15 protein-coding genes, 3 pseudogenes and 1 riboswitch are annotated in these 13,608 nt (G+C 40.8%); all 18 genes and pseudogenes read right to left on the bottom strand.

The annotated features are described in order from the left end of the window. Positions 1-268 precede the first annotated feature (268 nt). The 18 genes and pseudogenes from DW981_RS09075 to DW981_RS08985 all read right to left on the bottom strand — a co-directional run bounded on the left by DW981_RS09075 (position 269) and on the right by DW981_RS08985 (position 13,490). Positions 269-706, bottom strand: a complete 438-nt coding sequence (locus DW981_RS09075) for an Hsp20/alpha crystallin family protein (protein WP_022024589.1) — start codon at positions 704-706, stop codon at positions 269-271. A 149-nt stretch (positions 707-855) separates the two neighbouring features. After that, a complete protein-coding gene (thiE, locus tag DW981_RS09070; RefSeq protein WP_118507487.1) occupies positions 856-1,512 on the bottom strand; it encodes a thiamine phosphate synthase in 657 nt (218 codons plus the stop codon). A gap of 67 nt (positions 1,513-1,579) precedes the next feature. After that, a pseudogene (gene thiH, locus DW981_RS09065) lies at positions 1,580-2,835 on the bottom strand (2-iminoacetate synthase ThiH). Between the two features lie 126 nt (positions 2,836-2,961). Then, a complete protein-coding gene (locus DW981_RS09060; protein ID WP_118507501.1) occupies positions 2,962-3,732 on the bottom strand; it encodes a thiazole synthase in 771 nt (256 codons plus the stop codon). A gap of 163 nt (positions 3,733-3,895) precedes the next feature. Beyond that, positions 3,896-4,552 (bottom strand): thiamine biosynthesis protein ThiF, encoded by a 657-nt coding sequence (gene thiF / locus DW981_RS09055; protein ID WP_243034704.1) that lies wholly within the window; start codon positions 4,550-4,552, stop codon positions 3,896-3,898. 4 nt (positions 4,553-4,556) lie between these two features. Beyond that, positions 4,557-4,751, bottom strand: a complete 195-nt coding sequence (thiS, locus tag DW981_RS09050) for a sulfur carrier protein ThiS (RefSeq protein WP_022024584.1) — start codon at positions 4,749-4,751, stop codon at positions 4,557-4,559. Positions 4,752-4,851: 100 nt separating this feature from the next. Further along, positions 4,852-4,961, bottom strand: a riboswitch (TPP riboswitch). Positions 4,962-5,086: 125 nt separating this feature from the next. Continuing rightward, positions 5,087-6,376, bottom strand: coding sequence for a hypothetical protein (locus DW981_RS09045; RefSeq protein ID WP_118507486.1), 1,290 nt, complete (start codon positions 6,374-6,376; stop codon positions 5,087-5,089). Positions 6,377-6,411: 35 nt separating this feature from the next. Beyond that, the gene (locus tag DW981_RS09040; RefSeq protein ID WP_118507485.1) at positions 6,412-7,002 is read right to left on the bottom strand and encodes an RQC-minor-1 family DNA-binding protein; all 591 of its coding nucleotides are present in this window, start codon (positions 7,000-7,002) and stop codon (positions 6,412-6,414) included. Between the two features lie 101 nt (positions 7,003-7,103). Continuing rightward, positions 7,104-8,117 (bottom strand): virulence RhuM family protein, encoded by a 1,014-nt coding sequence (locus tag DW981_RS09035; RefSeq protein ID WP_118507484.1) that lies wholly within the window; start codon positions 8,115-8,117, stop codon positions 7,104-7,106. Between the two features lie 173 nt (positions 8,118-8,290). Further along, positions 8,291-8,581: a HigA family addiction module antitoxin gene (locus DW981_RS09030; protein WP_243034703.1), complete on the bottom strand. Its 291-nt coding sequence runs from the start codon at positions 8,579-8,581 to the stop codon at positions 8,291-8,293. Positions 8,582-8,630: 49 nt separating this feature from the next. Continuing rightward, positions 8,631-9,197: pseudogene (gene rhuM / locus DW981_RS09025) on the bottom strand (RhuM family protein); the annotation flags it as partial. Positions 9,198-9,362: 165 nt separating this feature from the next. Then, positions 9,363-9,725 carry a VOC family protein gene (locus DW981_RS09020; protein WP_118507483.1) on the bottom strand — a complete coding sequence of 121 codons (363 nt, stop codon included), beginning with the start codon at positions 9,723-9,725 and terminating at the stop codon, positions 9,363-9,365. A 209-nt stretch (positions 9,726-9,934) separates the two neighbouring features. Then, a pseudogene (locus tag DW981_RS09010) lies at positions 9,935-10,303 on the bottom strand (recombinase family protein); the annotation flags it as partial. Positions 10,304-10,318: 15 nt separating this feature from the next. Continuing rightward, complete coding sequence (locus DW981_RS09005) at positions 10,319-10,609, bottom strand: hypothetical protein (protein WP_347474551.1); 291 nt, start codon at positions 10,607-10,609, stop codon at positions 10,319-10,321. Positions 10,610-10,872: 263 nt separating this feature from the next. Continuing rightward, positions 10,873-12,234 (bottom strand): MATE family efflux transporter, encoded by a 1,362-nt coding sequence (locus DW981_RS09000; RefSeq protein WP_118507481.1) that lies wholly within the window; start codon positions 12,232-12,234, stop codon positions 10,873-10,875. A 12-nt stretch (positions 12,235-12,246) separates the two neighbouring features. Beyond that, positions 12,247-12,693 (bottom strand): MarR family transcriptional regulator, encoded by a 447-nt coding sequence (locus DW981_RS08995; RefSeq protein WP_182434208.1) that lies wholly within the window; start codon positions 12,691-12,693, stop codon positions 12,247-12,249. A gap of 36 nt (positions 12,694-12,729) precedes the next feature. Continuing rightward, positions 12,730-13,137 (bottom strand): arsenate reductase ArsC, encoded by a 408-nt coding sequence (locus DW981_RS08990; RefSeq protein WP_118507479.1) that lies wholly within the window; start codon positions 13,135-13,137, stop codon positions 12,730-12,732. Next, a complete protein-coding gene (locus DW981_RS08985) occupies positions 13,137-13,490 on the bottom strand; it encodes a thioredoxin family protein (protein ID WP_118501733.1) in 354 nt (117 codons plus the stop codon). Before DW981_RS08985 ends, DW981_RS08990 begins: the two co-directional genes overlap by 1 nt. Between the last annotated feature and the right edge of the window lie 118 nt (positions 13,491-13,608).

The following is a 13,608-nucleotide window of genomic DNA, read 5'->3' as shown; positions in this document are numbered from 1 at the left end:
GTTAATCCTCTACTGCAAAATGTTCATTCTCACAGTCTGTTTTATTTTAGCACAATCAAGATGTATTCACAATGAAATAAAATACTCAAACCTGCCATACCTCAAATTCTCCACAACCACATATTGCTTATTATATCAGCAATAAATAAAACATTTTGCAGCCACCAAACAGCACAAAAAGGCGCCATACCTTACGGTATGACGCCCCTGGTCACGAAAGCCTTTGCAATTCCATCTATTTGTTAGGGACAAACTTTCTAACCTCACATTATCCTTCAATGGCAATGTGTTTCGTCTGCTCTACTGCTTTGGCTTCTTTCTTCGGCACGGACAGTTTCAAGATACCATCCTCATATTTCGCATGAACATCTTCCTCCGTGATCGCATCACCAACATAAAAGCTGCGGCTCATTGAACCGGCATAACGCTCCTTGCGGATATATTTGCCTTTCTTATCTTTTTGCTCTTTGTCTAGGCCCTTGGATGCCTGTATCGTCAAATATCCGTTATCCAACTGTGCTGTGACTTCATCTTTCTTAAAGCCAGGCAGGTCGATATCCAATTCATAACCATCTTCGGTCTCACGGACATCTGTTTTCATCTCGTTCTTTGCATGCTTGCCATACAAAGCCTTGTCAATATCCGGGAATGAAAAATCCATCCAATCATCAAATAAGTTTTCTCCAAAAATACTAGGCATTAACATAAGTCATTCCTCCTTCAACTTTTTAATGCTCACACATGTAAAAGTTACATTTTTGGAACTTGGGATTTGAATCTTACTTCTTTTTCTTTCCTCTTCCTTCGTTCTGATTATGTTATACCACTATTATTAGCACTCGTCAAGAGTGAGTGCTAATATTTTTTGTGAATTTTCTGTGAACTCTTTTGCTTCTCTGCCTGTGCTCGTAATTCTTTAGCCGCTAATGCCGGATCTGGTGCTTTCATGATCGCCGACACTACGCAGATCCCTGCGATTGGAATGCCGTCCAATATATCCAGGTTATCCTTATTCAGGCCGCCGATCGCATTGACCGGGATAGGCACTGCCTCACAGATGTCCCGCAGTGTATCTGTCGAAGTCAACACGGTTTTTACTTTAGTTGTTGTTGGGTAAATCGCTCCCACGCCTAAGTAATCGGCTCCCTGCTCATAGACATCCTGAGCCCAAGGAACTGTCTTTGCCGTCGCACCAACGATCTTATGATCGCCCATCAAACGTCTGGCTGCCGCAACCGGCAAGTCACTGGCGCCAACATGTACACCCTCTGCATCAACCGCAAGTGCTACATCCACACGATCGTCAATCAATAACGGCACATTGAACTTCTGCGTGAGCGCATGCACCTTGATAGCAAGCTCCATATATTCTCTGGTCGTCTTTTCTTTTTCACGAAGCTGCAGCATCGTTGCTCCTCCGATCAATGCCTGCTCGACCCGGTACAAAAACTTCTCTTCCGTAAATCCGGTACTGTCCGTAATAAAATATAAACTCGGATCAAAATTTCTCATTATCCTCCACCTTTCCATCTTTTAATAGGGACACTTCTGACAAGGTTTCCCCTTATTTACAGAGCAACTAACCGATATAAAGATAATCGTTCAAGACCGGCTGCAATCCCTCTTCCGCGATATCCTGATACATCTTATCCAGACTGCGGCTGTCGTTGATCTCAAACTGTTCATCGCCCTGTGGTTCTTCATTTTCTTTGCCATTGTACTTACTGTCGTGATCCCCGATTCCGGTAGAAACCCCTGCTGATACTTTCGTTGCCGCTATTTTTACAATGCCATCACGAAAAGAAGCGCTCTCACGTGAGGATACCGTAATGCCCACAAATGGCAGAAAAATGCGATAAGCACAGATGATCTGACAAAGCTGCTTTTCGTGAACATCCAACGGATTGATCTTGTCATTGTTAATGATCGGTCTTAGTCTCGGACAGGAAAGAGACATTTCCGCATGCGGATACTTTCTCTGTAAATAATATACATGAAGTGCGCTGGCAAGTGCGTCTTTACGAAAATCGGACAAACCAAGCAACGCCGAAAATGCCACGCCTCTCATTCCTCCCCGCAGTGCTCGCTCCTGCGCATCAAAGCGATAAGGCCACACGCGCTTGTGTCCCATCAAATGCAGCGTTTCGTACTTGTCCATGTCATAGGTTTCCTGAAATACCGTTACATAGTCTGCGCCACACTCATGCAAATAACGATATTCATCGGTATTGACCGGATAGATTTCAAGTCCAACCATCCGAAAATATTTTCTCGCTAATTTACAGGCTTCTCCAATATATCTACCGAACTTTGCCCTCTGCTCTCGCCGGTCAGGATCAAAATTTCTTCCATGCCGGAATCCGCAATAACTTTCATTTCCTTTTCGATCTGCTCCATCGTCAGCTTCATGCGGTTGATGTGATTATAGCAATTAAAGCCACAATACACGCAGTAATTTTCACAATAATTGGCAATATATAACGGTGTAAAAAGATACACCGTGTTACCGAAATGTTTACTCGTTTCCCTTCGTGCACGCTCCGCCATCTGCTCCAAAAAGGGTTCTGCTGCCGGAGAGATCAACGCCTTAAAATCCTCAATTGTACATGTCTCATGCTCTAATGCCGCCCGCACATCTTTTGCCGTATAACGATCTGCCTCATACTGTTTCATCTGAGTCATCACCTTACCACAGACGTCTGACTCAATGATCTCCATTCCCGGTAAATATTCCATATGATCTTTTCTGGAAGAAGGATCTGTCTCAAGACGGTGCTTTACCGCAAGAGCCTCCGGGGAAAGATACTCAGAATCTACTAAAAATTGATTTTCCATTTTATATTCCTTTCCTATATAGGATTATGGTGTCAATAGTCCCTTTCTATGATAGGATTATGGTGTCTATAGTCCCTTTCTATGATAGAGCTATTCAAACTTTTTGACACCTTAATCTGTATCGCCTTAGTCGCGCAAAAATCCGGTCAACGGATCGGAAGCAGATGCACCACGCGTCAATACCCTTCCAATTCCCGCCAGATATGCTTTTCTTCCGGCCTCGATCGCTGCCTTGAACGCAGATGCCATCATTGGCAGATCTCCTGCGGTTGCAAGTGCTGTATTTGCCATGATCGCCGCTGCACCCATTTCCATTGCTTCACACGCCTGCGATGGTTTTCCAATACCGGCATCTACAATGATCGGAAGGTCGATCTCATCGATCAATATCTGAATAAACTCCTTCGTAGCCAATCCTTTGTTGGATCCAATCGGTGAAGCCAACGGCATCACGCAAGATGCACCGGCGTTCACAAGATCCCTAGCCGTATTGAGGTCCGGATACATATATGGCATAACCACAAATCCTTCTTTCGCAAGAATTTCTGTTGCACGGATCGTTTCCTGATTGTCCGGCAATAAATACTTCGAGTCGCGCATGATCTCTACTTTAACAAAATCGCCGCAGCCCAGTTCCCGCGCCAAACGTGCAATACGAATGGCTTCCTCAGCCGTTCTGGCGCCACTGGTATTCGGCAATAGCGTTATCCCTTCCGGAATGTAATCCAAAATATTTTCCTGCTCTTTCGTATTGGCACGACGCACTGCAAGCGTAATAATCTCCGCTCCGGCATCTTTTACTGCCGCCTCGATCAACTTCATGGAATATTTTCCAGAACCTAAAATAAAACGAGAGTTGAACTCGTGTCCACCAATTACTAATTTGTCATTTTTCATGATAATCTCCATTTCTGTTGTATGTGTCATTTATTTGGCTGCTTCTTTCCGTTGTGAAACCAGCGTCTGTTTTTAGCCGGCTGCTGCTTCCCGTTGTGAAACCAGCGTCTGTTTTTGGCCGGCTGCTTCTTTCCGTTGTGAAACCAACCTTTTAGTTTGCTGTCTACTGCTCCTTTGCGAGGATGCGCAGGATCGTATGTGCCTGATGTGCCGCACAGATCATCACTCTGGACGCCACTAATCCAACGCCGTCCGCAACATCACTGCATCCATCACCGCACAAATAAAAATGCTCCGTCAATTTCCGCGTCCGGATCATATTAGGATCCCCAAATCCCGCCATACCGGAGCCCGCCACAAAATACTTTTGTGGAAACTGCTCCAACACGAGGTTCGTAAGCATTGCCTTCGCTTCCGGATTGTCAAACGCTTCACATACAATGTCCGCCTCCTGCAAAAGAGCAACCGCATTTTCCGTTGTAATGCGCACAGTATGTATCTCCGTATCAATATAAGGATTGATCTCCCGCAGATTCTGTACCATCGCCTCTGTCTTGGGCATTCCGATCTGCGTGATCTTGTACTGCTGACGGTGAAGATTCGTAATATCCACGCAGTCAAAATCCATCAAGATCAATTTACCAATGCCGGCACGCGCCAATGCGGTCGCTATGTTCGAGCCAAGTCCGCCCAATCCACAAACAGCAACTGTTGCAGCCGAAAATGCTTTCTGCCGTTCCTCTCCATGGCGCATCGTGAGCGCCGCCATCCATTCTTCCTTTGTGGGGATAGCAGAGCTCTGTTCCCTGTTCATCGACATTTCATCAACCACCTCCTACAAAGCTGACAACTTCTATGCTGTCTTCATCCTGCAAAACCACATCATCATATTGCGATTTAAAAACAATTTCTCCATTGCGCTCTACCGCAATTCGCTTTGGATCATACTCTGTTGTTGTCAGATATTCAGAAATTGTCTTTCCTGCAAGATCTAACAACTCACCATTTACTTTTACCATGCTTCTCCTCCTCTGTTGGTAATGGATCCTAGTGCCAAAATCCGCTGACACTTTAATCCAATAAAGTAAAAAAACAGGAGACATCTGATGCCTCCTGCAAAATCTTCTTATCATGACTTCCTACGGCGGCATTATCCGCATCAGGTTAAAGGGTCGAAGTTTGAGCACTTCCTCTCAGCCTGCTATATTCAAGCTCCCCTGTTTTTATTATATTATGACCTTCGTATGCAAGATCAAGCACCGTCATCCTCTGACAGGCACAATGCATATCGAACGACCTCAGTTATCATTATACACAAAAAAGAAATCAACGCAACGCTAAATGAGAATATCTTTCAAAAATTTACTCTTTCTATACTCGCTGTTTTATTAGAGGACGTATCCGTGATCGGAAACGTCAACGCTCCCGCCAGAAATCCAACTATCAATATAATAATAACCGCCCATTTGGGAAATGCAGCGCCCTTATCCCGAATATGATCGCCAACCAGCGGATTGATCATTATCGCTGTGATCAAATAAATAATACCACTCACAATACCTGCATTTGCAAATCCTGCAATAGCAAAGAACAGCACAAATACAGACAGAAACCAAAAAATAATATTATAGATCAATGTGGCAACCGAACTGAGCGTACTCAGATAACCTGCATTATCCACTCTCTGCTCTATGTGCGCGTTTCTTTCAGCTCGTTCTGCTTCGCTTTTGGTCTGCCAAACTGCCTTCTGCTCCGCTTGTATCCCTTTTAATGCATCCTCATACGCTGCACTTTGTGACATTCTTTGTGCATCTGTATTATTTAAATACTGCAAATACTGCTCATCCGACATTCCCCGCTGCTCTGGAGTGCGGTACATAGCCGGAATATCATATGTTGGTCTGTCGTTGATGGCGATCTGGAGCTCTGACTGCTTGGCCGCGATCTGCGCTTCGATCTCTTTCACAGACTGTTCCTCCTCCGGCTGCAAAAAGTGCGATGGAACAGGCATCTTAGCCAATTTGCCAAGCTGCGCAATAATACTCTGTGCTTCATTTCTGGCATTTACAAATGCAGCACTCGTTTGGTCTACTTGATTCGAGAGCAATACCACCTCTGACATAAAACCATCAATATTGACCATAACGCCCAGATGAGTACAGGTAGGTATCTGATCAGACACCGTAGTCCCGATGGTCTTTCCATCCATTTCGCCAAGCCCAACAGCCCCAACTGCTGCTCCAAGCGGTCCAAATAGCATGCCTCCGGCTACAGCGCCTCCTAAAGAGGCATGTTTCTTTGATTTGGTTTTGGAACTCTCCCGGGTGACAACACGGCAACCGGTCATCATGTTCATTTCCGCACCCCGAATGCTCGAAAATAAGACCGTTGTATTATTGATCTGTATTTTTCCTTCTGTCCGATTGACCCCGATTGCTCCGCCAGCCAGGCTTTCCCATCTGTCATTGGCAATACGCGTAATTTCGCGAGTTCTCTTTTTAGACAGTGCATCTCTCTCATGTTCAATCTTCTTGATCCGCTTATTATAGGCATTGTCACTATTCTTGTGAATTTTAGCAATCACTTTGCTTCGATATTTCGGATCGTTCACAAACTTATATAATTCTTTTTCTTCATTCGCCATTGTACCGTCCTCCGTTAAAAAATCAAACTCATTTTCTATTCTGATAGGTTTGTTCTGTTTTTAATCGTAGTTTCAACATCTGTGATCCGTGCTGCAACTTTTTTCACTTCCATTCGTCTCCACGCTTCTAAGCAAGCTAGAAATTCATCTGTTCCTTCTGCCTCTATTTTGTCAAGCACACGCAAAACAACCTGTCTATTTACCTCTTTCAATTCAAAAATGACACGGGCATGTTTTTCTTTAACATCCAAACAAAATCTTTGATAAAGTTCTTCCGCAAATGTTTCCTTTTCTATCTCCCATCCTTGTTCGGAAAACACCAATAAAGGAAGTCGATAATCATACTTAATCCTGAGGTAATCTTTCTCAATCATCCAATCAACACATTTGCTAATATCATTTAGTTTTAGGTTATGATAATATCCATACGCCGGGCATTCATTCAGTTTGTATTCCAATATCTTTTTATCCTTGGAACCTTTTAATAGTTTGGCAAGCATGTTTCTCCCACCGGTAAAAATCAGTTCATCTGCACCTCTTAAAATCATCCGAATATCTTCCGGTGGCAAATCCTTAATTTCTCCTGCATCAAGAACAACCGGCACTCTGTGTATTTTTTTGCTCATTTGTTATCCTCTTGTCCTTCCTCAAGTAATAATCTGACTTGTTTAATTTGGTAAACACTGTTTCCCCAATTTAAAACACATAATATGTATGCAATCTCATGTTATCTCCTTTTCACTTCCTTGGAAACTTCTTTAATGCTTTCAAGATATGCTTTTTCGACTGGCGTCAAAGTAATCTCCTGATATTTTCTGTATTCTGACTTTGCTTTCTCCAACGCCTGTTTATGACTTACAGAACCAACTCCAGTTAAAAGTTTTCTATTTCCGGATGACAACACGCTATCCAGCTGCTTAACATAATCATCCATATACATTGGCTTATGCTCAATTGCATTAATTTCAGCCAGATCAAAATAACCAGAAACAAGATTGTTTAATACTTTGAGTTCATTTTCTTCAAGATATTTCTTTGCAATTCCTATATCCTTTAATGCCGGTAACTCTCCGGCAAATGAAGTAAGCCCCATAAATGGCTTTTCTGCATCTGCCCGCTGATATATAACCTCTGCCGCAGTATGACCATGTGCTGCATAGTGAAGTTTATTCTGAACAATTTTAAAGAATCTAACAGACTCTTCGCTATGAGGATTGTAATCTACACTCGTAGCATACAAATCAAGAACCTGACGATACAAGACCTTTTCTGAAGATCTTATATCCCTGATTCTGTCAAGTAACTCTTTCCAGTAATTTCCTCCACCATTTCCTTTCAAACGCTCGTCATCTATCGTAAATCCCTTAATCATATATTCTTTTAACCGCTTTGTTGCCCACTGCCTGAATCTTGTTGCAATCACTGATTTAATACGGTATCCAAGAGATATTATCATATCAAGATTATAATGAGGAATCTGCCTTGTCACCTCACGATTTCCTTCTTTTCGAACCTGTCGGAAATTCCGACAGGTTGAAATTTCGTCTAATTCACCCTCCTCATAAATATGCTTAATATGTTCTACTACATTTGTTCGAGAAGTTTGGAATAATTCTGACATCTGCTGTTGTGTCAGCCATACTGTATCATCTTCTATTTTAACTTCTATATTTGTCTGCCCATCATCAGTCTGATATATAAGTATTTCCCCATATTCATCGGTTCCAATTTTATCTGCCATAAGCACTTCTCCAATCCATTACTTCTTAGTTATGAAATGTGAACTCATGTGTTCACTATTGCCCCAACTAAATCTTATCATCATCCAAACCTCTGTTCAACCAAAACTTTTCCCAAGATTCAAATCCGGATTAACCAAATTAATCAACAAAGTACTTAAGCAATGTCCACATCTTACACATGAGCAAACAGGCTAACCTGCTGTATCTCAATCAACTTTTGATCATAAGTATTCTGTAAATTCTGCCAAACTTCTACACTCGTTCCAAGCATTACAGAAAGCTTCTTTGCTAAGTCATTTGAAATATTAGCCTGCCCATTGATCAACTTACTTAATGTCTTTGCTGTTGTTCCCATCCTTGTGGCAAACTCATTCTGACTTATTTCCATATCGTCAATAATATCTGCAATATAATATCCAGGGTGAAATGCCACTACATCTTTGTATTCCTTCACATTACTCATAATGGTTCGACACCTCCGTCACCTTCACATTTTTAATCATTTTACATGTTTTTGCTGTTCGGTCATAATCAAGAGCTGTCGCATAGATGTCTGTTATCTTTTGATAAAATCTGCGCTCAGAGAGGCGGATTTCACGAATCTGCTCAAGCAAACGGTCGAAATATTCTACTGTAAGTACGGAACCACCATTTTTCAGACGCTCATCATCCATAACCCAGCCTTTGATGGTATAGTCCTTGACAATGCTGTTGGCCCATTTACGAAACTGCACTGCTCGCTCATTGTTCACCTTGAATCCGACCGCAATGATCATTTGAAGATTATAATGCTTTGTATCACGAGACACCTGACGCGAACCCTCAGTTTGAACTATCCGGAAATTCCGGATAGTTGCAGACTCTTCTAATTCACTATCTGCATAAATCTTTTTAATATGTTCATTTATCGTTGGCAAACCAATGTCATATAGTGTAGCCATCATCTTCTGTGTCAGCCATATATTCTCATTCTCGTAGCGCAGCTCAATACTGTCCTGCTGATCACCGACAGAGGCAACATAGGTTAAGTATTCTGCTGCACTGGAACGAATAGTTACTTCGTCTTTTTTCTTTTTCAAATAGGATTCCCTCCTCTAAGATTCTAAGTCGAATAATCAACTATGTTTTATTTTAACACTTGCTGTATGGTAATTGCAGTCCTAATTGTAAGATTGCCAACAATGCCTGCATTTGACGTTTTGTGCCACCAATTGTGTTTTTGATCGCTGTCCCGTCAAATCGCCTTATACCGGTGTTCCCACTTCGATCAAATTCCCATCAAGATCATAAAAACGAATGACTTTCTGTCCCCAACTATGTGTCGTCAACGGATTAACATACTCTGTTTCCGGATATAGGCGTTCCAATTTGTCCACAAAACTTTCTATCTCTGCCTCCTCAAAATAAAGCTCACTATGATTATTTCTTGGCAGAACATCCTCCTGCAAAAAATCTTTCCAACATTCCTCTTCCTGAAGCACAAGCCCCTCGGAAAGAATCATATTTCCACCATTATCCAAAAGCATTTCCAGACCAAATAAGTCATGGTAATACTTCTTGGATTGTTCTATATCTTTAACAACAATAAGCACATTTCGTAACTTCATTTTAATCTCCATTCTGCAAACGGTCTGCGTCCAAGCTCCAATCCATTGTTTACTTAAAATTTTCTAAACTCATTATACGAGCAATCTTACCTTTTTTCCATAAAAATAATGTATCTATACTCTGTTTCTCCGGGCCACTCAGAAACCACAGTGACCCAGATAAAGTTAATAGATATGCAGTAACATCCTCTGTAATAACAAGTTCACCATTTTCCAGCTTCTTTTGAACCGTCAATTCCATCTTTTACACAAATAAGATTCACTCCATAATCCTGCATAATCTGTAAAGAGCTGAGTACATCCGCTGCATTTCTGCCAAATCGGGATAATTTAAATACCAGGACGAAATCAACTCCGTCCTTGCCATCTTCAATATCATTCAGCATCCGCATAAATTCCTGACGACCTTTTATATTCTTACCGGAAAGCCCTTCATCGTAATATTCTTCTACAATCTCCATATCCTGGAATTCTGCATATTTTCAAAGCTTGTCCTTCTGTACATCCAAGCTGTAACCATCAACCTGAATTGCTGTTGATACACAAGTATATATGTAGCATTTTGTTTTCTTTTCCAATACATTCACTCCCCCCTATTGTGGTAAAATCAACATCGGATTTTTTAACAGTGTGGCAATCACAGGGGCATATTTAGATATTCCATAATCTTCAACAATACTGGTTATTCTAGCTCCTGCATCCCTTGACGAAGCACCACATAAGAAAAACCTTTCATCTGCAGTTCCATAATCCAACACTATAAATCGATCATGAAATATACCTCCTGTCTTTTTCATTGATATTTTTACGGATGGATATTCTTTGCAAAAATCCGTAAATTCTATATTATGAAGTTTATTATTTCCAACATTATCGCTGAACAAAGTAATATTTACTCCGGTCGGAGAATTCTTAAGGTGTACCAGCGTTCTTAATCCAATATAATTATCAACAACATATATTGATGACTTTGCCTGCTTATAGATGGACTCATATACCTCATACGTTCTAATTGTAACTGTGAAACTTTATTCATAACACCTTCCTTTCTTAGTCTGATTTCGGATACTTGTCAATCCAATACTTATTATTTTTTTATAAACAAAAATAGCCGTCAAGAAGAAATTCTCCTTAACGACTATATAAACTATGATTCAATCTTGTTCATCGCTTTCCTAAACTGGAAATAAAACAAAATTGCAGTAAAGGTTACTGCTATGAAATCTGCTACCGGCTCTGCAAGGTAAACACCCATGGTTTTGTCTGAAACCATATGTGGCATAATATAAATCAATGGTAACAGCAGAATAAATTTTCTTGTAACTGCCACAATGATAGAACTTGCCGCATTGCCAAGAGCTGTAAAGGTCATTTGGCATGCAATCTGAATACCAAATAAAAACATGACTGCCATATAGATACGCAGAGCTTTTGATGCAAACTCGATCATCGCTGTCTCCGGAGTAAAAATACTTACAAAGAATTGTGGCAAAAGCATTACCGCCAGCCAAAGTGTGACAGAATAAATCAGACATGTAGTTAATAAAACACGAAAAGTCTTTTTTACACGTTCCGTATTGTTTGCTCCATAATTATAGCTTGTAATTGGCTGCGCTCCCTGTGCAATTCCCTGTAAAGGAAGCATTGCAAACTGCATGACACTGGTAAGAATCGTCATTGCACCTACCGCAATATCTCCGCCATATTTCAGCAGGGAAGAATTGAAGCATACGGATATAACGCTCTCACTCGCCTGCATAATAAATGCTGCGGTTCCAAGTGCTATGCATGGGAACACAACTTTGGGCTTTATATTCAAATTCTTACGTTTCAGTCTAAGTATTGATTTCTTACTGCACAAAAATGCCACAACGACGATACATGAAACTGCCTGCGAAATAACAGTTGCCAAAGCAGCACCACGAACACCCATATTTAATCCAAAAATCATAATCGGATCAAGCACAATGTTTAGAATTGCTCCGATAGCAACGGATACCATGGATATCCTTGTAAACCCTTCAGCAGTTACAAATGCATTCATGCCCAAGGTCAACTGCACAAATAACGTTCCATAAGCATAAATATTCAGATATGAAGCAGCATACGAAATGGTGTTCTCACTGGCTCCAAAAGCTAACAGCAAATTTTCTCCAAACAGTAAAAGTACCACTGTCAGAATGATTGAAACAATTACCTGTAAAAGAAAACATCCACCAAGCGTTTGCTCTGCACTGTCCATATCTCCTTTTCCCATCGAAATAGAAGCACGTGGCGCACCTCCTGAACTTACAAGTCCTGCAAATGCCGACACAATCATAATAATAGGCATGGTCACACCGACACCCGTCAGAGCAAGACTGCCTGCATCCGGTATATGACCGATAAAGATTCTATCAACAATGTTATACAACATATTGATCAACTGTGCTATCACCGTAGGAATTGCCAACTTAAAAAGCAGTTTTCCAACGGGCTGCGTACCTAAAAAATCCTTGCTATTTTCCACGATAAACATCTCCTAATCATTCAAATATTCTTTGATATTTCTGTTTACTTGCTCTGTAAACCTATATAGGGCTTCTATTTCTTCTTTTGAAAATCCCGCGAATACTATTTCACAAAATTTGCCTTGCGCCACACGCCCATCCGCAATTATATCTCTTGCTTTGTCAGCCACACTTAAGTGAATGGTTCTGTGATTTCCTTCCCTATGTTCACCTAACACCAATCCTCTTTCCTGTAAGGAACGAATGGAAACAGATACATGGGATTTAGCAAGATGACGATATCTAACAATTTGAGTAGCTGTATCATACTGGGGATTATTTGCTAAAAACATAAGAACTGTAAACTCCATATAGGTCAATTCGTATTTTTCACAAACAGGAGATACCATATTTTCATACAATTCTTCTACATCAACACAATGTGCAAAATAATTTTTCACAAACACATCTTCTTTCATTTTGAACTGTTCGTTTTTGAACATTAGTAGTTTACTCTAATCTTCATTTTTTGTCAAGTCATAGCTGATGGTCCAAATTTTTCTCTCAATTTGCTTGATTACTTCTTTAAAGACTTCATCACCTTGTCCTGTTGGGTCTGGTAAACTCCAGTTATCATCAAATGCTCTGCCAATATACGGACATCCTACATCACATCCCATTGAAATCGCAATATCGGGTGTCGGAATTCTATCATAAGTTTTACTAAACTGTTTCTCTTCCATATCAATCCCATATAGTTCTTTCATCAGTCTGACCGCATCCTGATTTATCTGTGGCTTCGTTTCTGTACCACAGGAGTAACATTCAAAATCATTACCTCTCAAATGATTCCCTAATGCCTCAGCTATTTGACTTCGACATGAGTTATGAACACAAATAAAAGCAATTTTCTTCTTTTCCATTAGCCTCTGACCTCTTTAAGAATTTTTACAACCTCATCTTTCTTTAATACCTTTCCAAAGGAAACAACTTTTCCGTCTATCACTAAAGCAGGAGTTGTCATTACTCCATAGGAGGCAATTTCTCCCCAGTCTTTGATATGTTCAATAGTTGTATCCATACCTAACTCGGTTAATGCTTCTACTGTCGCAGCTTCAAGTTGATTACACTTTGCACAACCACCACCAAGAACCTTTACTCCCATACCTGTTTTCTTTTCTTCTGCCTTTTCCATTGTGTCAGGCGTGCAGGTTCCGCCACAGCAACATAACGACTTTGTTTCTTCTTTCTTTTTTCCTAATCCAAATAATGCCATAATCAGTTATCCTCCTCATATAATCAAGTGTTTTTTATTGAAAATTCAGGGTTTCTCAACCTTTTTATCTCAGCGAATAAACCATAGCTATGAGCATTTCGATGTATCGGGTACTGAA

The organism is Clostridium sp. AM49-4BH (genome assembly GCF_003478335.1).
In the GTDB taxonomy this organism is placed as follows: domain Bacteria; phylum Bacillota; class Clostridia; order Lachnospirales; family Lachnospiraceae; genus Butyribacter.
This window is presented reverse-complemented; position numbering and strand designations above follow the sequence as displayed.